The organism is Chromobacterium sp. FG89 (assembly GCF_057808735.1).
On record NZ_JBMDIQ010000031.1, the window covers coordinates 21105 to 45067 of the forward strand.

At 64.5% G+C, this 23963-nt stretch carries 19 protein-coding genes and 3 tRNA genes; 7 read left to right on the forward strand and 15 right to left on the reverse strand.

Translation table 11 applies throughout. The annotated features are described in order from the left end of the window. Positions 1-12: 12 nt before the first annotated feature. The 6 genes from ACODRW_RS22015 to ACODRW_RS22040 form a co-directional block, all read right to left on the reverse strand. Complete coding sequence (locus ACODRW_RS22015; RefSeq protein WP_488906707.1) at positions 13-729, reverse strand: DUF6396 domain-containing protein; 717 nt, start codon at positions 727-729, stop codon at positions 13-15. Continuing rightward, a complete protein-coding gene (locus tag ACODRW_RS22020) occupies positions 621-1289 on the reverse strand; it encodes a tetratricopeptide repeat protein (RefSeq protein WP_488906695.1) in 669 nt (222 codons plus the stop codon). The genes ACODRW_RS22015 and ACODRW_RS22020 overlap by 109 nt, the downstream gene beginning before the upstream one ends. A 67-nt stretch (positions 1290-1356) precedes the next feature. Beyond that, a complete protein-coding gene (locus tag ACODRW_RS22025) occupies positions 1357-3519 on the reverse strand; it encodes a hypothetical protein (protein ID WP_488906696.1) in 2163 nt (720 codons plus the stop codon). Between the two features lie 507 nt (positions 3520-4026). Continuing rightward, complete coding sequence (locus ACODRW_RS22030) at positions 4027-4494, reverse strand: YbaK/EbsC family protein (RefSeq protein ID WP_486636746.1); 468 nt, start codon at positions 4492-4494, stop codon at positions 4027-4029. A 72-nt stretch (positions 4495-4566) separates the two neighbouring features. Continuing rightward, positions 4567-5694, reverse strand: coding sequence for a methyl-accepting chemotaxis protein (locus tag ACODRW_RS22035; RefSeq protein WP_107799976.1), 1128 nt, complete (start codon positions 5692-5694; stop codon positions 4567-4569). A 125-nt stretch (positions 5695-5819) separates the two neighbouring features. Next, complete coding sequence (locus ACODRW_RS22040) at positions 5820-6308, reverse strand: Lrp/AsnC ligand binding domain-containing protein (RefSeq protein ID WP_107799975.1); 489 nt, start codon at positions 6306-6308, stop codon at positions 5820-5822. A 136-nt stretch (positions 6309-6444) separates the two neighbouring features. Here ACODRW_RS22040 and ACODRW_RS22045 point away from each other — a divergent pair, with 136 nt between their 5' ends. From ACODRW_RS22045 to ACODRW_RS22060, 4 genes are all read left to right on the forward strand, one after another. Continuing rightward, positions 6445-7752, forward strand: coding sequence for a D-amino acid dehydrogenase (locus tag ACODRW_RS22045; RefSeq protein ID WP_488906697.1), 1308 nt, complete (start codon positions 6445-6447; stop codon positions 7750-7752). A 2-nt stretch (positions 7753-7754) separates the two neighbouring features. Further along, entirely contained in the window at positions 7755-8822 is a 1068-nt protein-coding gene (gene alr / locus ACODRW_RS22050; protein ID WP_107799973.1) for an alanine racemase, read from the forward strand. A gap of 322 nt (positions 8823-9144) precedes the next feature. Continuing rightward, the gene (locus tag ACODRW_RS22055; protein WP_227107324.1) at positions 9145-10755 is read left to right on the forward strand and encodes a ShlB/FhaC/HecB family hemolysin secretion/activation protein; all 1611 of its coding nucleotides are present in this window, start codon (positions 9145-9147) and stop codon (positions 10753-10755) included. A gap of 246 nt (positions 10756-11001) precedes the next feature. Further along, on the forward strand, positions 11002-15939 hold the full coding sequence (locus ACODRW_RS22060; protein ID WP_488906698.1) for a hemagglutinin repeat-containing protein: 4938 nt from the start codon (positions 11002-11004) through the stop codon (positions 15937-15939). Between the two features lie 67 nt (positions 15940-16006). Here ACODRW_RS22060 and ACODRW_RS22065 read toward each other — a convergent pair whose 3' ends face one another. The 6 genes from ACODRW_RS22065 to ACODRW_RS22090 form a co-directional block, all read right to left on the reverse strand. Then, on the reverse strand, positions 16007-16867 hold the full coding sequence (locus tag ACODRW_RS22065) for a pirin family protein (RefSeq protein WP_488906699.1): 861 nt from the start codon (positions 16865-16867) through the stop codon (positions 16007-16009). Positions 16868-16893: 26 nt separating this feature from the next. Next, a complete protein-coding gene (locus ACODRW_RS22070; protein WP_488906700.1) occupies positions 16894-17742 on the reverse strand; it encodes a pirin family protein in 849 nt (282 codons plus the stop codon). A 130-nt stretch (positions 17743-17872) separates the two neighbouring features. Further along, on the reverse strand, positions 17873-18556 hold the full coding sequence (locus tag ACODRW_RS22075; protein WP_107799968.1) for a GntR family transcriptional regulator: 684 nt from the start codon (positions 18554-18556) through the stop codon (positions 17873-17875). A 145-nt stretch (positions 18557-18701) separates the two neighbouring features. Beyond that, positions 18702-18777 (reverse strand) — tRNA-His (locus tag ACODRW_RS22080). A gap of 36 nt (positions 18778-18813) precedes the next feature. Then, positions 18814-18890: transfer RNA gene (locus ACODRW_RS22085), tRNA-Arg, on the reverse strand. Between the two features lie 23 nt (positions 18891-18913). Beyond that, positions 18914-18990 (reverse strand) — tRNA-Pro (locus ACODRW_RS22090). Between the two features lie 229 nt (positions 18991-19219). Between ACODRW_RS22090 and folD the strand changes: the two genes are divergently transcribed. The 3 genes from folD (at position 19220) to ACODRW_RS22105 (ending at position 21687) form a co-directional block, all read left to right on the forward strand. Further along, complete coding sequence (gene folD / locus ACODRW_RS22095; protein ID WP_227107328.1) at positions 19220-20071, forward strand: bifunctional methylenetetrahydrofolate dehydrogenase/methenyltetrahydrofolate cyclohydrolase FolD; 852 nt, start codon at positions 19220-19222, stop codon at positions 20069-20071. A gap of 162 nt (positions 20072-20233) precedes the next feature. Beyond that, positions 20234-21097 carry a formyltetrahydrofolate deformylase gene (gene purU, locus ACODRW_RS22100; RefSeq protein ID WP_048410466.1) on the forward strand — a complete coding sequence of 288 codons (864 nt, stop codon included), beginning with the start codon at positions 20234-20236 and terminating at the stop codon, positions 21095-21097. Positions 21098-21105: 8 nt separating this feature from the next. Next, positions 21106-21687 carry a hypothetical protein gene (locus ACODRW_RS22105; RefSeq protein ID WP_107799966.1) on the forward strand — a complete coding sequence of 194 codons (582 nt, stop codon included), beginning with the start codon at positions 21106-21108 and terminating at the stop codon, positions 21685-21687. A gap of 79 nt (positions 21688-21766) precedes the next feature. Here the strand turns inward: ACODRW_RS22105 and ACODRW_RS22110 are convergent, their stop codons facing one another. The 3 genes from ACODRW_RS22110 to ACODRW_RS22120 all read right to left on the reverse strand — a co-directional run bounded on the left by ACODRW_RS22110 (position 21767) and on the right by ACODRW_RS22120 (position 23928). Continuing rightward, complete coding sequence (locus tag ACODRW_RS22110; RefSeq protein ID WP_048414591.1) at positions 21767-22237, reverse strand: NUDIX hydrolase; 471 nt, start codon at positions 22235-22237, stop codon at positions 21767-21769. A 174-nt stretch (positions 22238-22411) separates the two neighbouring features. Then, entirely contained in the window at positions 22412-23233 is an 822-nt protein-coding gene (locus ACODRW_RS22115) for an undecaprenyl-diphosphate phosphatase (RefSeq protein ID WP_227107330.1), read from the reverse strand. Positions 23234-23310: 77 nt separating this feature from the next. Continuing rightward, complete coding sequence (locus ACODRW_RS22120; protein ID WP_107799964.1) at positions 23311-23928, reverse strand: UPF0149 family protein; 618 nt, start codon at positions 23926-23928, stop codon at positions 23311-23313. Positions 23929-23963 lie beyond the last annotated feature (35 nt).

Below are 23963 nucleotides of genomic sequence, written 5' to 3' on the forward strand. Positions count from 1 at the left end.
CGGGGGCTCCTTTCAAGCCTCGGGCGGCAGTTGGTAGCGCACCAGCTCCCATTCCACCTCGGTGGCGCGGTAGACCTTCCATTCCTTGCTCAGCCATTGCTGCCACCACGGCAGCGGGAAGGCGACATCGAGTAAGGGCAGCGGCTGGCCGGCGGTGCAGTAGCGGGTGGGATGGGTGCTGCCCCAGGGCACGCAGCCCTTGGGCGGCCGCGGCCGCCAATGGGCGTTGACATTGGGCACGTCGCCGCTGCGGCGCAGCGCGCCGATGGGCAGCGCGCCGGCGAAGGGCGGGGTCAGCTCGGCTTGTTCGCGGGCGGCTTTGGCCTCGGCTTCAGCGGCGGCCTTGCGCTTGGGATCGAACAGGCCGGTGGCGGGGTCGAGCTGCTTGGCTTCGGCCAGCTGCTGGATCAGTTCTTCGCTGGGCTGAGCCGGCCCGGGACCGCGAAAGGCCTTCAGCCAGCGGAAGCCGCCGTCCCAGGGCGGCAAGGGGGCCGGCGGCAGCGGCACGATCTGGTCGACGTCTTCTACCGTGGGTTGCAGGTAGGAGTGGGAGGACAGGAATTGTCGGATTTGCTGGTAACGACGTTTACGTTCGGGGTCTTGGGCGAGGCCCAGGTAATTCAGTCGGCTATTGGGGGGGGGGCATTGAAGCCACTTTCCAAAGCAAGAGCAGCGGTCGAGTTGCCCGCTTTGACTCCTAATTGAAATAGCGGTAGGGACTCTGCGTATTGCTTTCTGGTTTTAAAGGTTAGGCCAAGATTGAGTGCCGCCTCGGCATGGCCTTGCTCCGCTGCACATTGATACATTTTTGCAGCAATTTCCGGTGCTTTGTCGTAGGGACTGAGCAACTCGGCAACATAGAACTGCGCCTCCGGATTGCCCAGGTCGGCGGCTTTGCGGAAATAGCGCAGCGCCAGCTCGCGGTCGCGCTTGATATTGCCGTAGCCGCGGCTGGTGTAATAGGCGAGGTTGTAATAGCCGGGGGCGGGGCTCAAGTCCATCAGCTTGTCGTTCAGCGCCAGCACTTCGCGGAAGCCGCCGGCGAAGTCGCCGTCGGTCAGGCCATTCTGCAAATTGATATTGGCCTTGACGTGGCCATGAGCAGCGGCGATGCGGTAGAGCCGCTGCACTTGCAGCGTGACATCGGGCTTGCGCCGCAACAGATTGTTTTTTTGCAGATGGCGGGCGTAGAGGAAGAGCTGATCCGCGTCCGGCGTCGGCGTCGGCAATTGCTGGTGGACGCAGCGGAAGGCCAAGGCCTCTTGCTGTTTGGGGCTGAGGGTGCTCATGCGGGGCTCCTGGGCGGCGGCAGCCGCTGAGGTGAGGAGGGCAACCAAGAATAGGGCGCGCATCGGCTTAATCCAGATTGGACAGCTTGGCGCTGTCGCGGCGGAATTCGACCAAGGAGGCCAGTGGGGATTGCCCTTCGCGCTTGCGTATCTTGTTTTGACCAAGAATGTAGGTCCACTTATCAAACGCATGCACCATCTGCTCATCAAACGGCAGACTAGTGTCTTCTAAGCCCATCACCTCTCCAGTTTCCGGGTCGCGGGTGTGCAAGGACCACAGCTCGCGGCGCAGTCCGGCGCTGATGTCGCCGCGTTCGTGGCAGATGTTCAGCTCGCTGTCGACGCGCATGCTGCGGGTGTTGATATTGGCCGAGCCCTGGGTCATGAACACGTCGTTGATGATCATCAGCTTGCTGTGGATGTAGACAAAGGGCCAGTCATAGCCCTGGCCGGCGGCGGCGGGGCGGTCGGCCTCGCGCTGGTTGCGGCGCATCATGGCTTCCCAGCCGGCGGCGTCCAGCGCGTCGGGCGCCACCAGCGTGCAGACGTGGATGCGCAGGCCGGGGATGTCGCGCGGGCGGATCGGGTTGCGCGATTCCGGATCGGCGGGGTCGGCCTGTTCGCGCCGCGCCCGGTTCAGGCGTTCGCGCAGTTCGTCGTAGCTTTGTCCCGGCGGCAGGGTCTGTCCGGCGCGCTCGGCGGCGGCGGCGCGCTCGCAGGCGCGCTCCAGCTGCTGGATTTCCTGGCTGTCGCTCACTTCGTCGATCTTGGCCTGGCGGGCTTCTTCCAGTTGCGCGGCCAGGTCGGCGGCGCTCTGGCCGGGCGGCAGGGTCTGTCCGGCGCGTTCGGCCTGGCGGGCGGCTTCCAGCCGTTGTTCCAGCTGCTCCAGCTGCTTGGTGCGGGCGACGGCGGGCAGGGTGTCGGCGCGGCCGAGCGCGTCCAGCATGCGGTAGGTGTTGACGCCGCCGCGGCCCATGCCGTCGTCGCTGGCGTTGGTGACCACGAACAGGTGCAGCTGGCCGTGCTGGGTGCAGTCGCGGCCGCACTCGGTCTGGGTCCGCACATTTTTGAGGATGCGCTCGGCCAGCACCGGCCAGCGGAAGTACTGGTTCTCGATATAGATGTATTGGGTGGCGTTGCCGACGGTGTGCAGATACAGCGTTTCGATGTCCTGGACGTTTTCCTGGGGTTGGGTGCGCAGGATCTGGGCCATCACGCTGTTGGCGGTGAGCAGCTTTTGTTGGCGGAAGACGCGCTCCAGGCACTCGCCGACGGTTTGGGCGTCGCGCTCGCCGAGCAAATCCTCGCCGGTTTCCTTCTGCCAGGCCTGGGCGAAGTTGAGATGCAGGTATTCGAGGATGGGGCCGCTGAGCTGGCAGGAGAGGTCCTGCATCGGATAGGCCCCGTTGCGGCCGCGGTTATGGGGCTGGCGCTGCCGGCTGTGGGCGTCGTTGTCCCAGTAGCCGTCCAGCATATTGTGGCCCATGACGAAGCCGATGGCGGCGGTGTCGTCCTCATAGTCGACCAGCACCATTTTTTGGTGGTGGGACGGGACGCCGGCCATGACGAGGCGGCTGAATAGGCCGAGGTCGCGGTCCAGGGTGTTGCTATCGTCGTCCAGCGCCTTGAGGTCGGCGCGGCTGACGTTCTTGAAGATCTTGATGCGGTCCTTGAGGCTGAAGCCGCGGCCGACGAAGCGCAGCGGCAGCGCGGGCTGCTTGCGGTCGTAGGCGCGGAACCAGGCGCGGTCGGTCTGGAGCTGGGCGTCGTACTCTTGCTGCGCCTGTCTTTGCTCATCGGGATCGAGTTCGGTGCTTTGGCGGCGGTCCATGATGGCGATGGGGTTCTTGCCGGGCATATTGGCTTCGCCGACGGCGCCGGTGACGCTGATGCCGAAGGGTTCGAGGGTCCATCCCAGCACGCGGACCTGAACGCCGGCGCGGGCCTTTTGTTCGAGCAGGGCGCCGATGGCGGGCGCGCTGCCGACGCGGACGAAGTGCATGGAGGGCTGGAAGCCCCAGCAAACGATGTCGACGGAGCGTTGCGCGTTGGCGATGGCCTGGTGTACGGCGGCGAAGGCGCGCTCGCCGTTGACGAGGGGGGTGTAGTTGGCGAAGTCGGGCGGGTATTCGGTGCCGCAGATGAACCAGCTGGCGTGGGCCTGCACGGTGCGGCTGTCCTTGAATCGCATCGGGATGGTGATCACCGGCGGTTCGTAGGTGGTGCTCATGTCGGGTCCCCCTTGCCTGGGGCGGCGGAGCCACCGCTCAGGGTTTGGTAATGGTCGCGGAAGTTTTGCGTGGCGCGGCTGATGGCGGAGTTAGAGCTGAGGCTGGCGACGACTCCTAAGGCGACGCCTGATTGAGGCTTTCTTGGGCGGGAGAGGATTTGCGGCGGCATGACGCGGCTCCATGCGTGCAACATAAAGTGCATACATTAAGCAGATGGGTGAAAAATACGCTATAGGAATATTCCTAAAATGCCTTTGCATGCCGGTTCGGCTTGTTCTTGGGGGGGCAAAATGGGGCTTAAGCATGCTGGTCTGGCGCGGCAAGGCTAAGCCGGGCCGCCCCGGCGGTGGGAATGTTTGAGCCGTTGTTTGCCGCCAAACAACGGCTTTTGGCATGGGCTCAAAGTCTGTAGGCGATTCTGCGAGCAGAGGCGAGGCAAAAAAACGCTGAGAACCTGTTCAAAGTCTGCTGCGCTTCATGACGCGCAGCGGAGCGTAAACCGCTTCCTAGGCAAAAGCCTGGCACACATCCACCCAGTCGGCCTGGGTGATGTGGTGCAGTTGCTGCGGTGATAGCCGCACCGCGCTGTGGACGGCGCCGGCGGCCGGCAGCACTTCGTCGTAGGCTTGCAGCGACACATCCAGATAGACCGGCAGATCGGTGGCGAGGCCAAACGGGCAGACGCCGCCCACCGGGTGGCCGGTGATGGCCTCCACCTCGTCCGGCGGCAGCATCTTGCCCTTGCCGAAGGCGTCCTTGAACTTGCGGTTGTCGATGCGGGCGTCGCCGCGCGCCACCAGGATCACGTCGCGGCCGTCGTTCAGGCGGAAGGCCAGGGTCTTGGCGATGCGGCCGGGCTCCACGTCGTGGGCGGCGGCGGCTTCCGCCACGGTGGCGGTGCTGACTTCCAGTTCTATGATGGGGATGTCCAGCTGACGGGCGGCGAAAAACGCCTGGACGGACGCTAAGCTCATGTCTGGCCTCGAAGCGAAGGGTGGAGCGTTTCATTATTCCGCCCCATCCTTTGCTTGTGAAGCGTTTTTACTTCAGTCCTGCCGGGTGATGTCGCTGAGCTTATCGGCGATATCCTGCGAGGTGGCGGCCTGTTCTTCCGAGGCGTTGGCGATTTCCACCACGAAATTGCGCATGGTGTTGATCTCGCCGACGATGGTTTGCAGGGCGCCCTCGGCGCGCTGGAAGTCGTTTTCCGTGGTTTGAACCTGTTCGCGGCCCTGTTCGATGGCGCGCACGTTTTGCTGCACCTCGCCCTGGATCGCGCGGATCATGTCGCCGATTTCCTGGGTGGCCTTGGTGGTGCGTTCGGCCAGCTTGCGCACTTCGTCCGCCACCACGGCGAAGCCGCGGCCCATCTCGCCGGCGCGCGCCGCCTCGATCGCCGCGTTCAAGGCCAGGAGATTGGTCTGATCGGCGATGTCCTTGATCACGTTGACGATGTGGCCGATGGCTTCCGAGCGCTGGCCCAGCGAGACCAGGCTGTCCGCGGTCTGGCGCACCATGGCGCCCACCTGCTGCATGCCCTGATTGGTGTCGCTGACGATGGCCATGCTCTTTTTGGCCTCGCCCAGCATCAGCTCTGAGGATTCGGAGGCGGCGGCGGTTTGCACCGCCACGTTCTGGATGGTGGCGCTCATCGCCTGCATGTTTTCGGACAACTCGTTGATGCGGACCTCCAGGAAGTCGCGGCGCTGATTGCCCTGGTCCTGCAATTGCTGGGCGAGCATTTCGGCGGAGACGTCCTGGAAGCTGGCCATGAAGCACAGCAGTTGATCGGGGTGGGCGGAGTCCCAGATCGGAAACACCTTGGTCTTGAACATGACTTCGCCCACCGGAATCATCGCGATATGCTGGTCTATCTTGCGGCTGGCCAGGTCGGCCAGGATGCGGCGGTTGTACTCCGGATCGCGGTGGAATTGGTGGATGCTGTGGCCGTGGGCGTGGTTGACGTCGACGCCGGCGCGGAATTTCTGGTTCATCATTTCTCGATGCCGGCTCAGGATGTCGCGCGCGGTCTTGTTCATATAGAAGATCGCGTTGTCGCGGCTGGTGTCGCACAGCATGATCAGATTGTCCGCGTGGTCCAGCACGCTTTCCAGTTGGCGCACCTGCCGCGCCGCGTCCGCGGTCTTGTCGACCGCCTTCATGAAGCCGAACATCCTCATCTCCCGCCTAGGTAGTTTTACGCTAGCAACAGCTGCTTGTGGTTTGGCTGAGGCGGGAGGGGAATGCAAGCCTTTTTTGATTTAAATCAAAGGCAAGGGTGTGATTTTAAACGGCTAATTTATTCTCCCAGCGGCAGAAGCAAGGTTTCCTTGACCTCTTCCATCACCACATAGCTTTTGGACTCCTTGGCCGAGGGCAGTTGCAGCAGGATGTCGCCCAGCAGCTTGCGGTACATCGACATGTCCGGGATGCGGGCCTTGATCAGGTAGTCGAATTCGCCGGAGACCAGGTGGCATTCCAGTATTTCCGGGATGCGCATGATTTCGCGGCGGAAGGCGTCGAAGATATTGCCGGATTTGGCTTCCAGCTTGATTTCCACGAACACCAGCAGCGCCGCGCCCATCGCGTGTGGATTGAGCCGGGCGTAATAGCCTTCGATGATGCCGTCGCGCTCCATCCGCCGCACCCGCTCGGTGCACGGCGTGGTGGAAAGTCCCACCTTTTCAGAGAGTTCCGTCATCGAGATGCGGCCGTTTTTCTGCAGCAGGCGCAGGATTTTCAGATCGGTTTTATCCAGCGCTTTGTCGCCGCTTGAACTTTTCTTCATGTTTTCACTATGTCTATGAAAGTTTGCAGTTTAAAAATCTGTAGTCTGACGCTACTTTGGTGAAAAAACCCAGTGTTTCATTAATATACTACGCAAAATCACTATAGCCATGTAGTGCTGCAAACGGAGAGAGAAAATGAAGGTGATCGTGCTGGGCGGCGGTGTTCTGGGCGTGTCCACGGCTTGGTATCTGGCCAAGGCGGGCTGCGAGGTGACGGTGCTGGAGCGCCAGGAAGGCGTGGCCTTGGAAACCAGTTTCGGCAACGCCGGCCAGATTTCCCCCGGATATTCCACGCCCTGGGCCGCGCCGGGCATTCCGCTGAAGGCGGCCAAATGGCTGTTCCAGCGCCACGCGCCGCTGGCGGTGAAGCCGGACGGCAGCCTGTACCAACTGCAGTGGATCGCCAAGATGCTGGCCAACTGCAATGAAGACGCTTACGCGGTGAACAAGAGCCGGATGATGCGTCTGGCCGAATACAGCCGCGACAAGATGAAAGAGCTGCGCGCCGAAACCGGCATCGGCTACGAGGCGCGCCAGGGCGGCACGCTGCAGCTGTTCCGCAGCCAGGCCCAGGTGGACGGCGTCAGCAAGGATATCGCCGTGCTCAAGGAGTGCGGCGTGGATTTCAAAGTGCTGGACCGGGACGGCTGCGCCGAGGTGGAGCCGGCGTTGGCCAGCGTCAAGCACAAGCTGACCGGCGGCCTGCAACTGCCCAACGACGAAACCGGCGATTGCAATCTGTTCACCGCCCGCCTGGCCGAGATGGCGCGCGCCAAGGGCGTTGAGTTCCGCTTCGGCGTAAGCGTGGACGGCATCGAGAGCGACGGCAAGCGCATCACCGGCGTCCGCGTCGGCGACGATTTGCTGACCGCCGACCATTATGTGGTGGCGATGGGCAGCTTCTCCCGCGACATGGTCAAGACGCTGGGCATTGATATTCCGGTTTACCCGGTCAAGGGCTATTCGCTGACCGTGCCGATCACCAATCCGGCCGGCGCGCCGGTATCCACGGTGCTGGACGAAACTTACAAGGTGGCGATCACCCGCTTCGACGACCGCATCCGCGTCGGCGGCATGGCCGAGTTGTCCGGCTACGATCTGTCGCTGAACCCGCGTCGCCGCGAAACGCTGGAAATGGTGGTGGGCGATCTGTACCCGAACGGCGGCGACATCCCGGCCGCCAGCTTCTGGACCGGCCTGCGGCCGATGACGCCGGACGGCACGCCCATCGTCGGCGGCACCCGCTTCGCCAATCTGTCGCTGAACACCGGCCACGGCACCCTGGGCTGGACCATGGGCGCCGGCTCCGGCAAGGTGCTGGCCGACATCATCACCGGCGCCAAGCCGGAGATCAGCCTGGACGGCCTGTCCATGCAGCGCTACGCCAAACAGGGCGAAACCCTGGTGGTGCCGGCCGCCCGGCCGGCCGTGGCGGGCGCCTGAGCATGCGGCCGCTGATCGCCACCATCCGCACCCAATACCTGCGCGACAACTATCTGCTGGCCAAGCGCCAGCATGGCGGGCGGGTATTGGCGGTGCTGAAGGCCAACGGCTACGGCCACGACGCGGCGCGTTGCGCCCAGGCGCTGGCCGATGTCGCCGACGGTTTCGCCGTCGCCTGTCTTGAGGAGGCGCTGCACCTGCGCGCCGCCGGCGTGAGCGCGCCCATCCTGCTGCTGGAAGGCGTGTTCGAGGCGGCCGAGCTGGCCGAAGTCGAGCGCCACCGGCTGTGGCTGGTGGTGCAGAGCGAAGAACAGCTGCGCATGCTGGAAGAGGCCCAGCCGGCCGCGCCGTTCCGCGTCTGGCTGATGCTGGACAGCGGCATGCACCGCGAGGGCTTTTTGCCGCGGCATTACCGCGCGGCCTGGGAGCGCTTGCAGGCCAGCGGCAAGGCGGAGAGCATCGTCAAGATGACCCACTTCGCCCGCGCCGACGAGCCGACGGTGCCGATGACCCTGGCGCAGATCGAAAGCTTCGACGCCGCCACCGCCGGCCTGCCGGGGGAGGAGAGCGTGGCCAATTCCGCCGGCATCCTGTGTCATCCGCGTTCGCGCCGCGACTGGGGCCGCGCCGGCATCCTGCTTTACGGCGCCAGCCCGTTGCCGGCGGGCTTCCCGCAGGGCGACGAGCTGAAACCGGTGATGCGGCTGAGCAGCCGCATCTTCGGCGTGCGCGAGCTGGCTGCCGGCGAGCCTATCGGCTACGGCGACAACTTCGTCACCGAACGGCCGACCCGGGTGGGCCTGATCGCCGGCGGCTACGCCGACGGCTATCCGCGGCTGGCGTCCAGCGGCAGCCCGGTGGCGGTGGACGGCCGCCGTTCGCGCATCATCGGCCGGGTGTCCATGGACATGATCACCGTGGACCTGAGCGACTTGCCCGCCGCCGGCATCGGCAGCGAGGTGGAGTTGTGGGGCGACGCGGTGTCGGTCAACGAGGTGGCCGCCGCCGCCGGCAGCATTTCCTATGAATTGCTGTGCAATATCAAGCGCGCCCACTTTGTGTTCGAATAAGTTTTTTCTGATCTTCTGAAAGATATTTCAGAATCAAACGACTAAGCGGAAAGCCCGGCCATTGGCCGGGTTTTTTTATTCGTATTGAATTTTATGTTGCGCTAAGGCCGCAAGGCTGGCATCAAGTCTGGGTAATAGTGTCATTATTTGATAATTATTCTCATTAGTCTGGACGCGTCATGGAATTTCTGTTTTCCTTTATTTAAAAATAGTTACGAATCCGATGATGATTAAATATAAAAAACCATCTCCAGCTCGGCTCTGGCGGATGGCGGGGATCGTTTGTTGGGGCGTGGCGGCGCAGGCCGCGGAAGTGCCCGGCATGTCTGGCAGCATGCATCAGCAAATGGAAAACGATTCGCGGCGCCTGTTGCAGGACAACAGCCGCCGTTTCGACGCCATCATTCAGCAGCAGCGGCTGCGGCAGATGCAGCCGGACAGCAATATGATGCGGAGGCCGCAAGCGGCCGATATGAGCGAGCTGGACTGCCTGCGCGTCAAGGGCGTGCGTCTGGCCGGCATCAAGCTGTTGAGCCGCAAGGAAGTGGCCTCGCTGGGCGAACTGGCCAGCGACTGCCTGAACAATGAAGAGTTGAACCGCTTCAGCCGCGGCTTGACCCAGCTCTATCTGAAGAAGGGCTATATCGCCGCGCGCGTGGCGGCCGAAGGGCCGGACGAGCAGGGCGTGCTGACCTTGCGCGTGCACGAAGGGCGGGTGGAGAAGATCGTCAGCGACGACCGGCGCAGCAATCCGGCCACCTTGTTTCCCGGCGTGGTCGGCCGGCCGCTGAACATCCACGACGCCGATCAGGGCCTGGACCAGGCCAACCGCCTGCCGTCCAGCAAGGCGACGCTGGACATCCTGCCCGGCGAAACCGTGGGCGGCTCCATTCTGAGCCTGCGCAACAATAAGGACGCGCCCTGGCGCTTGAACTTCAACGCCGACAACACCGGCCGCGACAGCACCGGCCGGGTGCAGGCCGGCGTGGGCCTGTCCTGGGACAGCCCGCTGGGCTTGTCCGATTTCGTCAGCGTGTCGGCGCAACGCACCAGTAACGACAACGCGGTGAGGCACAGCCGCAGCGAATCGCTGTTTTACTCCCTGCCTTACGGCTATTGGACGTTCAGCGCCTTCGCCAGCCGCGCCGATTATCTGAACCCGCTGCAATTGCAGCGCAACGCGGTGAATTTGTCCGGCCGCACCGCCCAGAGCGGCCTGCGAGTGGACCGGGTGGTGAGCCGCGGCCAGAACCAGACCACCTCGCTGACGGCGCAACTGACGCATAAACGGGTGCGCAATTACTTTCTCGACAGCGAGATCGAGATCACCAGCCCCACGCTGAGCGTGGCCGAGCTGGGCCTGTCCCGGCTGCAATTGCTCAGCGGCGGCGTGTTGATCGCGGACGCCGGCGTGCAGCGCGGCACGCGCTGGCTGGGCGCCAGCGCGCCGGATCCGCGCGCGCCGGACGGACCCAACCCGCAGTTCACCAAGTGGAAGGCTTCGCTGAACTGGTTTCAAAGCCTGGGCCTGCCCGGCGGACCGTATCAGCTCAATAGCGCGCTGACCGGCCAGACCAGCCGCGATTATCTGCCCGGCGTCGAGCAGATGGACGTGTCCGACGCCAGCGCGGTGCGCGGTTTCCGCCGCAACACCCTGGCCGGGGAAACCGCCTGGTCCTGGCGCAATACCTTGTCGCGCCGCTTTGAGCTGGCCGGCGTCGGCGTGACGCCGCGTATCGGTCTGGACGGCGGCCGGGTGCTGCCGCATCGCTCGGTCCAGCAATGGCAGAGCATTGCCGGCGCCAGCCTGGGCCTGGCTTTCAGCTACCGCAAGGCCAGCCTGGACCTGGAATACAGCCGGCCCTTGTACAAGCCCGCCGGCTGGCAGCAGGAAGGCCATCAGCTGTTCGCCAAGCTGGCGCTGTCCTGGTGATGCTTTTGGCATTTATTTTTTGTCGTGAATATTTTTTGAAAGAAATTAGCTGCGAAAGCGACTAAGCGATATTGGCAGTATTTCATTTGAATTGATTTAAAAAGAGACGTAGATTCGAAATCAAACGTATGTTTCATTGTGGGCGGATCCGGCTGGCAGGCTGGAGAGGCCCACGAAACATGGGGCGTTTGGATAGACGGTTTTGGACCGGATCTGCTTGTTCTCTGAATGAACGGGACTCAAATCATGAAGAAAAAAATAAATTTCGGCTTATCGGTAACGGGGAAAGTGGCCGCGGCGCTGACTCTGGCGTTTTGGGCGGTGGAAGCCGCGATGGCGGCCGGCATCGTCGCCGGCGGCAACGGCGCGCAGCCGCAGGTGAGCAATGCCGCCAACGGCGCGGCGGTGGTCAATATCGTGGCGCCCAGCGCCGCGGGCCTGTCGCATAACCAATACCAGGATTTCAACGTCGGCAAGCCCGGCGCGGTGTTCAACAACTCCGCCGCCGGCGGCCAATCGCAGCTGGCCGGCCAGTTGGGCGCCAACGCCTTGCTGGGCGGGCGCGAAGCCAGCGTGATCTTGAACGAAGTGATCAGCCGCAACCCGTCCTTGCTGTTGGGCAAGCAGGAAGTGTTCGGCAAGGCCGCCGACTATGTGCTGGCCAACCCCAACGGCATCACCTGCAGCGGCTGCGGCTTCATCAACACGCCGCGCGCTTCGCTGCTGGTGGGCAACGCCAATATCGAAAACGGCGCCATCGCCTCCTTGCAGGCGGCGATGAACGGCAACGCGCTCAGCGTCAACGGCGCCGGTCTGAGCGGCGTCAACGTGCTGGACCTGATCGCGCCGCGCATCGATGTGCGCGGCAATGTCGCCGCGCGCGAGCAACTCAATGTCCGCGCCGGCTTCAACCTGGTGGATTACCAGGGTCAGGACGCCAAGGTGTTGCGCAGCGATAAGGCGCCGGAAGGCGTGGGCTCGCTGGACAGCGTGTTCCTGGGCGCGATGCAGGCCGGCCGCATCAATATCATCAGCACCGCCGACGGCGCCGGCGTCAATGTGGGCGGCAGCCTGAACGGCGCGCAGGAAGTGTCGGTGGACGCGCGCCAGGGCAAACTGGCGCTGGAAGGCGCGCAGATCCGCGCCAGCGAAGGCAAGGTGGCCCTGGCCGCGCGCCAGATCGACAGCCGCGGCCGGGCGGAAACCTCCACCACCCAAGACAGCGGCCACGATGAGAGCTGGTTCATCTGGAAAACCGGTGAAACCAATACCGCCAGCAATGGCAGCGATACCCGCATCAAGCGCAGCGTCATCAGCGCGCGCGACGATGTGAGCCTCAGCGCCGGCGACGCGGCGACCTTGGCCGCCACCGACATCAGCGGCCGCAATGTGGCGCTCAGCGGCAAGGATTTGACGCTGGACAGCCAAGTGGCGGACAGCGCGTCCAGCAACAGCAATCACGCCTGGAAAAACTCCTGGGCCTATAACCGCGACCAAAGCGAAACCAGCCAGCGTCAGGAAGGCGTGCGCATCCGCGCCGAGCAGGACGCCACGCTGACCGCGGCGGCGGCGGCGGCGGACAACCAGGCGGTGGACGGCGCGCAGCCGCGCGGCCAGATCGCCATCCGCGGCGGCAGCGTCAGCGCCGGCCAGGACATCCGCTTGCAGGCCGACGGCGGCGTGAAGCTGAGCGGCGTGACGGAAACCGATACCCGCAGCGATAGGGGCAATCGCAAGAACGACGGCGCCAGCCTGGAAACCGGCTCTTGGGACCATGCGTCCAGCGAGCAACGCCTGGTGCAAAGCCAGCTGCGCGCCGGCCGCGATCTGGATATCCGCGCCAGCGGCGATATCGACGCCAAGGCGGCCAAGCTGGCCGCCGGCCGCGACGCCTCCCTGGACGCGGGCGGCGCGCTCGGCCTGGGCGTGCAGCAGACGACGAACCAGAACAGCCAGCGCAACGACCAGGTGTACTGGGGCGGCATCGGCGGCGGCGGCAACCGCGACAACGGCAAGACCGACACCGTTAACACCGGCAGCGATCTGACCGCCGGCGGCAAGCTGACGCTGCGCGGCGACAGCGTGGCCATCGCCGGCAGCCGCGCCCGCGGCGAGCGGGACGCGGTGGCGATCAGCCGCAACGGCGACATCAGCATCGACAGCGTGGTCAACCAATCGCAAACCCGCACCGATCAGCGCAGCGGCACCGCCTTCAACATTACTAAGAGCAGCAGCAAGGGCAATGCCAGCCAGCAGCAGGCGGTCAACGCCGAGCTGAAGTCCGACACCAATCTGAGCATCCAGTCCGCCAAGGACGTGGCGATCAGCGGCAGCCAGGTGCGCGCCGGCGGCGAATTGAACGTGGCCGCCAACGGCGACATCAAGGTGGCGGCGTCGCAGACCCGCGACACGGTGAAGAGCAAGGACACCGAGCTGGCGCTGCGCGGCGTCGGCGACATCACCGGCGACAAGCAGTACCGCGGCGGCGTGCGCATCGAGCACAGCAGCAGCAGCGTGGACCGCGACGCGACCCAGAACCAGGCGGCGACGCTGTCCGGCGACAAGGTGGCGCTCAATGCTCAGGGCGATCTGACGGTGACCGGCTCCAAGCTGAACGCCGGCGCCGGCGGCGCGGCCCTCAGCGGCCAGAACGTCAGCCTGAACGCGGCGCAGGACACGGTGAAGGAAAGCAAGAGCAGCAGCGTCACCGGCGGCGGCCTCTATATCGACGCCGGCCTGGACAAGACCGGGGTGGCGTTGGGCGTGGACCAGAAGAACAGCCGCAGCCAGTCCGACAGCAGCACGGCTCAGGTCAGCGCGATCAACTCCAAGGGCGGGGTCAGCATCGTCGCCGGCAACGGCGACGGCGACATCCGCAACCAGGGCGCCCAGGTCAAGGCTGATGGCGACATCAAGCTGGCCGGCGGCCGCATCGACAATCAGGCGGCCAACAGCACCCAGAAAACCACCTCCGACAGCAGTCATTGGGGCGTGGAAGTGGGCGTCAACGCCGATTACAGCGGCGTGACCCGTCCGCTGGTGGCGGCCGGCGAAAAAGTGGCCAAGGGCGATGTGATCGGCGCGGCCGGCGCCGCCGGCGATCTGGGCGCGGCCAATCTGGGCGTGGATGTCGGCGTCAAGGCCGGCGTCGGCTCGGAGACCCGCCAATCCAGCACCGCGCAGGCCAGCAGCCTGAACGGCGGCAATATCAAGGTGGACGCCAAGGCCGGGCTCAGCGATCAAGGCACCCAGTATCAGGCCGGCAACACGGTGGAGATCAAGGCGGACAGCCACCAGTTCAGCGCCGCAGCCAATACCCAGAGCCAGAGTGGCAGCAAGACCGAGGCGGATGTCGGCGTGCGCGTCTACACCACCACCGGCGAGGATGTGAACGTCAAGGCGGCCGGCAGCGGCAGCACGGTGACGAGCGCCTCGTCCAGCTCCACCGCGGTCACCGGCGGCATCCGCGCCGGCAACGGCGTCAAGGTGGACGTGGACAACAACGCCGCTTACCAGGGCGTGGCCATCGCCGGCGGCAAGGGCGCGGCCAGCGTCAACGCGGGCGGCGATCTGAGCTTCAGCCAGGCCAACAACAGCAGCAGCAGCGAGCAGCGCACCGTGGGCGGCAAGGCCAATCTGGCCATCACCACCAGTCCGATCGAGGGCGGCGGCAAGAATGTCGGCGGCAGCGGCGCGGTGGCGGTGAACGTGGACAAGCAGCAAGCCAAGTCCAGCACCGCCGTGACCGGCGGCGTGGACGCCGACGCCGGCGTGAGCTTGACGGCCGGCGGCAAGCTGGGTCTGCAGGGCGATAAGATCGCCAGCCGCGGCGACGTGACGCTGCAGGGCGACAAGGTGGAGTTCAAGGCCGCCGAATCCAGCGCCGACAAGTCCGGCAGCCAGTGGGGCTTCGATCTCAAGGCCGGAGGCAGCCAGAGCAATGGTCAGGAAAAGGCGAGCAAGGGCTTCAATGTGGGCGCCGGCGGCAATTACGCCAGCACCGACGAGTCCAGCCGCAGCCAGACCGGCGGCAGCGTGGTCAGCGGCGGCAAAGCCAGCATAGCGGCCGGCAGCGGCGGCATCCGCCTGAGCGGCACCCAGGTGCAGGGCGACAGCGCCAAGCTGGACAGCCAGGGCGATATCCGCCTGGAGTCGGCGCAGTCCAGCAACCAACGCAACAACTGGAGCGTGGCCGGCAATATCGGCGGCGGCAACAAGGCCGGCAGCGACAAGGAAAACGGCCAGATCAAGCCTGACAGCACCAAGAACGTGCATGACATCAAGGCCGGCCTGGAGGTGAAGGTGGATCAGCAGGACAAGCTGAGCAACGCCAACGCCGCCGTGACCGCCAAGCAGCAAGTGGAACTGAACGCCGAAGGCAACGCCACCCTGGCCGGCGCCAATGTCAGCGGCAAGACCGTCACTGGCCAGGTGGGCGGCAAGCTGGCGCTGGAGAGCCGTCAGGATCGCGACAACAGCGTGAAGGTGGACGTGGCGCTGGGCGTCAACAGCTCCAACGGCAAGGAGGCCAGCTTGGTCGATCAGGTCGCCGACAAGGCCGGCCCGCTGAAGGATAAGGTGAAGGAGAAGGGCGCCGAACTGGTCAACGCCGCGTCCGACAAGGTGAAGGAGAAGTACGACAGTCTGGCCTTCAACAAGGGCCTGAAGGAAGACACCACCAATGCGGTGAGCTTCAACGCCAACAGCGAAACCGTCACCCTGCCCGAGCAGCCGACTTCCGGCCCGGCCAAGTCCGGCACGCTGGACACGCTGGCGCGCAAAGGCGGCAATACGCTGAAGGACAAGCTGCTGAACGCCCAGGACAAGGGCACCGAGCTGAAGGCCGACGTGGACGTCAGCGTCAAGCGCGACAACTCGGTGGGCGTCGTTACCGGCATCGCCGGCGCCGACGGCGTGACCCTGCAAGTGGGCGGCAAGACCCAGCTGACCGGCGCGACCGTGTCGTCCGCCAACGGCAAGGTGGACCTGGGCGATTCCAAGGTGGAAACCGCTGACATCGCCACCGAGCGCTACAAGGGCGGCGGCGGGGTCAAGCTGAACAGCACCCCGTCCGGCATCCTGAAGCAGGCGGTCAGCGACGTGACTTCCGGCAAGGCGCCGCTGATCCGCGCCGAGCATGAGAATACGCCGACCGTGGTGAAAGGCGGCATCCAGAGCAAGTAAGACGCTTGATCCAAGCGAAAACCCCCGCCGGGCAACTGGCGGGGGTTTTGTTTTGGAGTGGCTGTTATTACAGGGGAATGAACTCGGTCTCGCCCGGCACCATCGGGAAACGCTGGGCGATCCAGTCCGCGCGCGCCTGGGCCAGCCGCTCGCGGCGGCTGGACACGAAGTTCCAGTCCAGATAGCGCGGGCTGGCCGGCGGCGTGCCGCCCAGCAGCATCACCCGGCTGTCGCGCCGCGCGATCAGTTCGCCGCCCTGGCCGGTTCGCAGCAGGCCCAATTCGTTGGCGTTCAGCGCGGCGCCGTCCACGTCCAGTTCGCCGGCGGCGACATAGGCGGCCAGTTCGTCCACGCCTTGCGGCAGCGCCAAGCGCGCACCGGCCGGCATGGCGGCGCTGGCGTAGAACACCGGCAGCGGATAGGCGACCGGCGAGCGACGGCCCCAGCCTTCGCCCATCAGCAGGTTCAGTTCCACCCCGTCTTGGTTCCAGTGGGGCAAGTCCTCGGCCGGGTAATGGGCGAAGGCCGGCTCGCATTCCTCCAGTTCATCCGGCAGCGCCAGCCACAGCTGCATGCCTTCCACCGCCACGCCTTGCTGGCGGATGTCGGCCGGCACCCGCTCGGAGTGGGTGATGCCGCTGCCGGCGGTCATTAGGTTGACCGCGCCGGGCGCGATGCGCTGCACCGTGCCCAGGCTGTCGCGATGCATCATCGCGCCGGAGAACAGATAGGTGACGGTGGCCAGGCCGATGTGAGGATGCGGCCGCACATCGCCGGCGCTGCCTTCGGCGGCGAAACGGGCCGGGCCCATGTGATCGAGAAACACGAAGGGGCCGACGCGGCGCGCCTGGCGGGTGGGTAGCAGCCGGCGCACCGGAAAGCCGATGTCGCGGTCCAGGCTGGCGATGGTTTGGGTAAGCAGCGGCATGGCGGCTCCAGCTTAGGGTTTGAGGGTCAGAAGCGGCCGTCCCGAAAATCGGCTATCGCTTCTTCCACTTGTTCGCGCGTATTCATCACGAAGGGGCCCCATTGCGCGATGGGTTCGCCCAGGGGCTTGCCGGCAATCAGCAGCAAGCGGCTGTCGGCCGCGGCGCGGAGGCTGACGCCGTCGCTGTCGGCGCGGTTGTCCAGTACCGCCATCTGCCTTGCCTTGACGCCGCGCTGTTGCGCGCCGACGGCGATCTCGCCTTGGTAAACATAGAGGAAGGCGTTGTGGCCGGCGGGGATTTCCAGCGTCTCTTCGCTGCCGGCGTCCAGACGCAGGTCCAGGTACAGCGGTTCGGTGGCTTCGCGTTCCACCGCGCCGGCCTGGCCGCGCCAGTGGCCGGCGATCAGGCGGGCCTCGCCTTGGGCCGGCGCAGACGGAATCTCGGCGGCGGGGATGTCGCGATACCACGGCGCGCACAGCTTGCGCTCCGCCGGCAGGTTCAGCCACAGCTGGAAGCCGTGCATCAGGCCATCCTCTTGTTCCGGCAGTTCGGAATGCACGATGCCGCGGCCGGCGGTCATCCATTGCACGCCGCCGGGGCCGAGCAGGCCTTCGTTGCCGGTATTGTCGCGGTGGCGCATGCGGCCGGCCAGCATATAGGTGATGGTTTCGAAGCCGCGGTGCGGATGGCTGGGAAAGCCGGCGATGTAGTCGTCGGGATTGTCGGAACGGAATTCGTCCAGCATCAGGAAAGGGTCCAGCCGCCTTTGCAGATCGGAGCCGAGCACGCGCAGCAGGCGCACGCCTGCGCCGTCCGACACCGCCTGGCCGTTGACCAGGCCTTCCGCTTCCCGGCTGATGAATGGGTGTTGCATGGCCATGTCTCCCTGTGGGGCCGGACTGGCGTCCGGCGGTTTACATGGCCGGATTATTGCGCGCCGCCGACGCGCTTGATAGCGCAAAGAATTGCGCGTCAGATTCAAAAAATCTGAACGCGCAGCGGCCTCAACTCAGGGCGGCTTGCTGGCTCTGTCCGCGCAGATAGTCTTCCAGCGCGTGGCCGGCGGACAGGATGTGGAAGCGGATGAATTCCGCCGCCTCGTCGGCCTTGCCCTGGCGGGACAGTTCCAGCAGCTTGCTGTGCTCCTCGTGCGCCCGCTCCATGGTGCGGGTGAACAGGATCTGCATCCGGGTGTAGCGGTCGGTCTTGTTGTGCAGCTGCTCGATCAGCGCCAGCGTGTTGGGCCGCTTGGCGGCGCGGTACAAGGCCAGGTGGAAGCGGGAGTTCAATTCCCCCCAGTGGCGCACGTCGTTGTTGCGCAGCGCTTGTTCGAATTCGCGCAGGGTTTGCTGGGCCAGATCGTGATCGGCCTTGGTGTGACAGGGGATGGCGGCTTTGAGCACCGAACCTTCCAGCATCGCGCGGATTTCCAGCAGCTCCAGCACGTCTTCCAGCGACAGCTTGGACACCAGCGCGCCCTTGTGGTCGATGATCTGGATCAGGCCTTCGGCTTCCAGCTGGCGCAGCGCCTCGCGCACCGGCACCCGGCTGACGCCGTATTCATTGGACAGCGCCTCTTGGCGCAGTTGTTGGCCATCGGCGAACTCCCCGGAGAGAATGCGCTGGCGCAGGGATTCGGTTACGGCACTGGTGAGCGTCTGGCGCTTGATCGGCTGCATGGTGGTCATGGTGGTGGGTGTCGTCGTCAGTCAAGCGGTGTCATGCAAATGTATTCGATTATACGGAGCTTGAACTGTCAGACAAGGCCCAAAACTGACCTTATGAGTCGCTAAAATGAAAAAACCCGGCGTTTGGCCGGGTTTTTTTAAGATTTGGGGTGGATGATGGGGCTCGAACCCACGACAACAGGAATCACAATCCTGGACTCTACCAACTGAGCTACATCCACCACTGAAAACAAGCACTGCATTGTACCACAATTACTTGGCGCGCCCGACAGGACTCGAACCTGTAACCCCCGGCTTAGAAGGCCGGTGCTCTATCCGGTTGAGCTACGGGCGCTCGGTCGGGCTTCGCCTTACTGCTGGTCGGGGCGGCGGGATTCGAACTCGCGACCCCCTGATCCCAAATCAGGTGCGCTACCAGGCTGCGCTACGCCCCGACGACAGAGACCGCAACTATACGGATGGCGATTTGGACTGTCAACACCTGTTTGTAATTAAATTGCGGCCGGCCAGGGGCGCGATATTGGCCGGGCGGCGGGCTGGGCGGCACTTCCCTTTATTTATCTTGATCTTAAGTAAGTTTTGTTGCGCAGCGGCATTTCGGAGGCCGCCGAAAAATGCGAGAATATGCGCCTTCTTTTTCAGCCTCTATTATGGAACCGGCCCATGGCAGCACAACTGATTGACGGCAAAGCGGTAGCGGAAAAACTGATCGCCAAGGTGGGCGAGGGCGTGCAGGCGCGCCTGGCCGCGGGCAAGCGCGCCCCGGCGTTGGCGGTGATCCTGGTGGGCGAGGACCCGGCGTCCGCGGTCTACGTGGGCAGCAAGAAGCGCTCCTGCGAGAAAGCCGGCATCCGTTCGCTGGCCTATGATCTGCCGGCCGATACCAGCCAACAGGCGCTGCTGGACATCATCGATCGCTTGAACGCGGACGCTGAGGTGGACGGCATCCTGGTGCAGCTGCCGCTGCCCAAGCAGATCGACCCGCAGGCGGTGATCGAGCGCATCGACCCGAAAAAGGATGTCGACGGCTTCCATCCCTATAATATGGGCCGGCTGGCGATCAAGATGCCGTTGCTGCGTCCCTGCACCCCGCGCGGCGTGATGACGCTGCTGGAAGAATACGGCATCGATCCCAAGGGCAAGAAAGCGGTGATCGTCGGCGCGTCCAATATCGTCGGCCGTCCGCAGGCGCTGGAAATGCTGCTGGCGCGCGCCACGGTGACGGTGTGCCACAGCGCCACCGCCGATCTGGCCGCCGAAGTGGCCGCCGCCGACATCGTGGTGGCCGCGGTGGGCATCCCCAACTTCGTCAAGGGCGAGTGGATCAAGCCGGGCGCGGTGGTGATCGACGTGGGCATCAACCGTCTGGACAGCGGCAAGCTGTGCGGCGACGTGGAGTTCGCCGCGGCGGCCGAGCGCGCCGGCTTCATCACCCCGGTGCCGGGCGGCGTCGGCCCGATGACGGTGGCCACCTTGCTGCAGAACACTCTGGACTCCGCCAATATGCACGCTTGAACGGCGCGCCGTTCAGCCCAAAACGCCATCGCCGCTTCCGCGGCGGCGGCGTTTTTGTTTTATCGGCGCGCGATAGGGCCGGCGCTTGCAAACAAAGCGAGACGCTGGCGGCCCGGCTATCGTAAAATCGACGGTTTTAGTTCGCAGTAAGCAAATCCGATCATGAGTCAAGACAAGCAATCGGCCACGCTGTTGATCAGCGCGCCGGACAAGAAGGGCCTGGTGGCGGCCATCGCCAACTTCCTGATGACCTACAACGCCAACATCATGCACGCGGACCAGCATCAGGACACCAGCGAAAACCTGTTCCTGATGCGGGTGCAGTGGGATGTGGACGGCTTCACTCTGCCGATGGAGAACTTCGCCGCCGCCTTCCAGCCGATTGCCGACGAACACGCGATGAACTGGAAGGTGTCGCTGTCCACCCGCAAGCCGCGGATGGCCATCTTCGTGTCCCAGTACGAGCACTGCCTGGTGGACCTGATGCACCGCTGGCGCATCGGCGAGCTGGACTGCGAGATCCCGCTGGTGATTTCCAATCACGAAACCTGCCGCCGGCTGGTGGAGTTCAACGGTATTCCCTTCCATGTGATCAAGGTCACCAAGGACAATAAGGAAGAGGCCGAGGCCGAGCAGTTCCGCCTGCTGGAAGAGGCCGGCGTGGACTTCATCGTGCTGGCTCGCTATATGCAGATCCTGTCCCAGGGTTTCGTCGAGCGCTATCCGGACCGGGTGATCAACATCCATCACAGCTTCCTGCCGGCATTCGACGGCGCCAAGCCTTATCACCGCGCGTTTGCGCGCGGGGTGAAGCTGATCGGCGCCACCAGCCACTACGTGACCGAGGATCTGGACGAGGGCCCGATCATCGAGCAGGAAGTCACCCGCATTTCTCACCGCGACGAAGTGGACGACCTGATCCAGAAAGGCCGCGACCTGGAAAAAGTGGTGTTGTCGCGCGCCGTGCGCTGGCATATGGACAACCGCGTGCTGTCCTATAACAACAAGACGGTAGTCTTTGACTGAGAGCGGACATGCGCCTGCTGATTGACGATGTGGTGGATTTGCTGCGCTTCCGGGTCAAGCCCCTGGGCGAGTATCAGTATCCGCGCTGGCAGACCCTGTTGTTCCTGATCGCGCTGGGCCTGGTGGCCAGCGCCGACACCGCTGAGCTGGGCAACAACCTGACCGGCCGCATGCTGTTCATGGTGTTGTTCACGCTGGCGGAAACCCTGTGTTTCGCCGGCTTCATCGGCCTATGGCTGCGTTTTGCCAAGTGGGACGGCCATGGTTCGCTGTTCGGCCTGGTGGCGGTGGCCAGCGGCCTGCAGTTCGTGGAACCGCTGACCAGCTGGCTGCCGGACGACGCGGCGCTGGCGGTCAACGGGGTGTTGTCCATCTTCGGCATTCTGGTGTTGGTCAACGCGCTGGCCGTGGTGTCGGGCATTCACCGGCTGCGGGTGGCGCTGGGGGTGTTGTTGTTCGCGCCGGTGGCCATGGTCTTGCTGGCCGGGGCCTTGTCGCTGGGTTCGGCGGCGGGCTGGGTGGATTTGCCCGCCGGCGTGGCCGACGCCGCGCGTGGAGCGGAGAGCTCGGCGCCCGCAAGCGGCATCTGAGCCGCAGGCTGAAAAAAGAACAGGACATGCCAAGGCATGTCCTGTTTTGCATGGAGGGCGCGTGAACGGGCCGGCGCGCTCAATCCACCTTGGCGATGTAGCGGGCCAGGCCCAGCAGCGCGCGCAGCGCGTCGCCCTTGGCGGTGACTTCGCCGCGCAGCCGCGCGTAGCGGCGCAGGATGGCGCGGCCCTCTATGAACAGGTCCATGTCGGTGTCCGGCGAGGACACCAAGGCGATGCGTTCGATTTCCCCCTGCGGGCGCGGCTGGCCCTGCGCGATGCACAGGTAGACCTTGTGCGCGTTGAACGGGGTGATGTGATCGAACAGATACAGCATGGAGTTGATGCGCAAGCCGGTTTCTTCCCGCACTTCGCGGATCAGCGCCTGGGAACGCAGTTCGCCGCGGGCGGCCTTGCCGCCGGGAAGATTGTAGCGGCCGCCTTTGGCCGCGGTGACCAGCACGCCGTCGGGCAGTTCGATAATAGCGGTTGCGCGCCTGGCCAGGTCCGCCGGCAGGCGCTCGTTTCTTTTTTCTTCCAAAACACTCATTCTTCAAAAAAATTAGTTAGGGCCACCGGCGAGAGTGGCCCTGGATATTATTTTTCCATTCTAAAGCACTAGACCGATCAGTCCAATAAGCTGTGCTCAAAATTTACTCATATATCTGATTTGAATGAGATAAATCGTTCAGCCATTCAAATTGAAACCATGCGGTTTCCGCGCTCAAAGCAGTTTGGCCAATAAACCGCCCAGACCCACCAGCAGGCAGTAGTAGCCAAACGGGCGCAGCGACTCGATTTCGCTTTTCTTGAAGTAGCGCATCAGGAAGGCGGTGCTGGCGTAAGCGCAGGCGCCGGACAGCAGGCCGCAGGCCAGCAGCAGTCCTGCGGAAACCTGGCTGTGCGCCAGCTTGGGCACTTCCAGCACGCCGGCGGCGGCGATGATGGGGGTGGCCAGCAGGAAGGAGAAGCGCGCGGACGAGGCGTAGTCCAGGCCGTGGGCGAGGCCGGTCACCAGGGTGGCGCCGGAGCGGGAGAAGCCGGGCAGCAGGGCCAGGGCCTGGCCCGCGCCTATCTTGATCGCGCCGGAGAAGCTGAGCCGCTCCAGGTCCAGATGGGCTTGCTTCCGTTTCAGGCGGTCACCCCACAGCAGGAGCAAGCCGTTCAGGCTGAGGAAGATCAGCACCGCGGTGGTGCTGGTGAACAGCGCGCGCAGCTGTTTTTCCAGCAGCAGGCCCAGCAAGCCGGCGGGGATGGTGCCGGCGATCAGTAGCCACATCAGCCGGGCGTCCGGATTGGAGGCCTTGCCGCCGGCCTTGAGGAAGCCGCCTGTCAGTTGCAGCCAATCGCGGCGGAAGTACAGCAGCAGCGCGGCGGCGGTGCCCAGGTGCAGCACCACCATGAAGGGCAGGAAATCCGGGCTCATGCGGTTGATGGACCAATGCAGCCAGTCTGGTATCAGCACGCCGTGGCCCAGGCTGCTGACGGGAAAGAGTTCGCTGACGCCCTGGATGACGGCGAACAGCAGGGCTTCGATAGGGTTCATGGCGGGTCCTGTGGCGGTGGGAGGCGGCTTGCGCCGGCCTGCTTATCAACGCCGCCGCCGCGGACCGGTTGACCGGCTCAGTTGCGCTGCCGGCGTTCCAGCGCTTGTTCCTCCTCTTCCAGCCGCCGGCGAATGGCGGAGAAGAAGCGGTGGATGCCGTGCACGGATTCGGACAGCTCGGCCAGGCATTGTTGGCGCCGCTCGGGCGTCAGCGCGGGCATTTGCACTTCCGGGTCCGGATTGCGCTCGAAAGCCAGGGTCAGGATGGGCTCCAGCAGCGGCGCCTGCTCCGGATCGTCGAACAGCAGGCCCCAGTCCTCGTTCAGCAATTGCATGCCTTCGGAAAAGCCTTCGGCCCAGTCGTTGCCGCGGATCTCGCCGGCGGCGTCCGCTTCCAGCCAGGGTTGGAAGGCGTCGTCCTCGCGCAGCGCGGCGGAGACGTCCAGCCAATGCCCCATCAGCAGTTTGGCGAACTGTTCCAGCGCCTTGTCGCTGGGAAAGGCGGCATCGTCGTCGAAGGCGTCGCCGATGATGGCGGGCAGGCATTCTGTCGGTTTGATCGGTTCCGGGCCGCAGAGCAGGGCGGCAAAGAAGCCGTCCAGATGTTCCAGATTCATGCCTTGCTGCGGCAGGAAGCGGTTCAGGGTGGCGGCCAGGCGTTGGTAGTCGGCGTCGGAAAGCGGGGTATGGCTCATGGCGGACCAGGGCTAGGGAGAAAAGCCCATTATCC

Coding starts and splice junctions, on each gene's coding strand:
- ACODRW_RS22020 (WP_488906695.1), bottom strand. CDS start 1,289: ATGAGCACCCTCAGCCCCAAACAGCAAGAGGCCTTGGCCTTCCGCTGC.
- ACODRW_RS22025 (WP_488906696.1), bottom strand. CDS start 3,519: ATGAGCACCACCTACGAACCGCCGGTGATCACCATCCCGATGCGATTC.
- ACODRW_RS22030 (WP_486636746.1), bottom strand. CDS start 4,494: ATGAGCTTAGCGTCCGTCCAGGCGTTTTTCGCCGCCCGTCAGCTGGAC.
- ACODRW_RS22035 (WP_107799976.1), bottom strand. CDS start 5,694: ATGTTCGGCTTCATGAAGGCGGTCGACAAGACCGCGGACGCGGCGCGG.
- ACODRW_RS22040 (WP_107799975.1), bottom strand. CDS start 6,308: ATGAAGAAAAGTTCAAGCGGCGACAAAGCGCTGGATAAAACCGATCTG.
- ACODRW_RS22045 (WP_488906697.1), top strand. CDS start 6,445: ATGAAGGTGATCGTGCTGGGCGGCGGTGTTCTGGGCGTGTCCACGGCT.
- alr (WP_107799973.1), top strand. CDS start 7,755: ATGCGGCCGCTGATCGCCACCATCCGCACCCAATACCTGCGCGACAAC.
- ACODRW_RS22055 (WP_227107324.1), top strand. CDS start 9,145: ATGTCTGGCAGCATGCATCAGCAAATGGAAAACGATTCGCGGCGCCTG.
- ACODRW_RS22060 (WP_488906698.1), top strand. CDS start 11,002: ATGAAGAAAAAAATAAATTTCGGCTTATCGGTAACGGGGAAAGTGGCC.
- ACODRW_RS22065 (WP_488906699.1), bottom strand. CDS start 16,867: ATGCCGCTGCTTACCCAAACCATCGCCAGCCTGGACCGCGACATCGGC.
- ACODRW_RS22070 (WP_488906700.1), bottom strand. CDS start 17,742: ATGCAACACCCATTCATCAGCCGGGAAGCGGAAGGCCTGGTCAACGGC.
- ACODRW_RS22075 (WP_107799968.1), bottom strand. CDS start 18,556: ATGACCACCATGCAGCCGATCAAGCGCCAGACGCTCACCAGTGCCGTA.
- folD (WP_227107328.1), top strand. CDS start 19,220: ATGGCAGCACAACTGATTGACGGCAAAGCGGTAGCGGAAAAACTGATC.
- purU (WP_048410466.1), top strand. CDS start 20,234: ATGAGTCAAGACAAGCAATCGGCCACGCTGTTGATCAGCGCGCCGGAC.
- ACODRW_RS22105 (WP_107799966.1), top strand. CDS start 21,106: ATGCGCCTGCTGATTGACGATGTGGTGGATTTGCTGCGCTTCCGGGTC.
- ACODRW_RS22110 (WP_048414591.1), bottom strand. CDS start 22,237: ATGAGTGTTTTGGAAGAAAAAAGAAACGAGCGCCTGCCGGCGGACCTG.
- ACODRW_RS22115 (WP_227107330.1), bottom strand. CDS start 23,233: ATGAACCCTATCGAAGCCCTGCTGTTCGCCGTCATCCAGGGCGTCAGC.
- ACODRW_RS22120 (WP_107799964.1), bottom strand. CDS start 23,928: ATGAGCCATACCCCGCTTTCCGACGCCGACTACCAACGCCTGGCCGCC.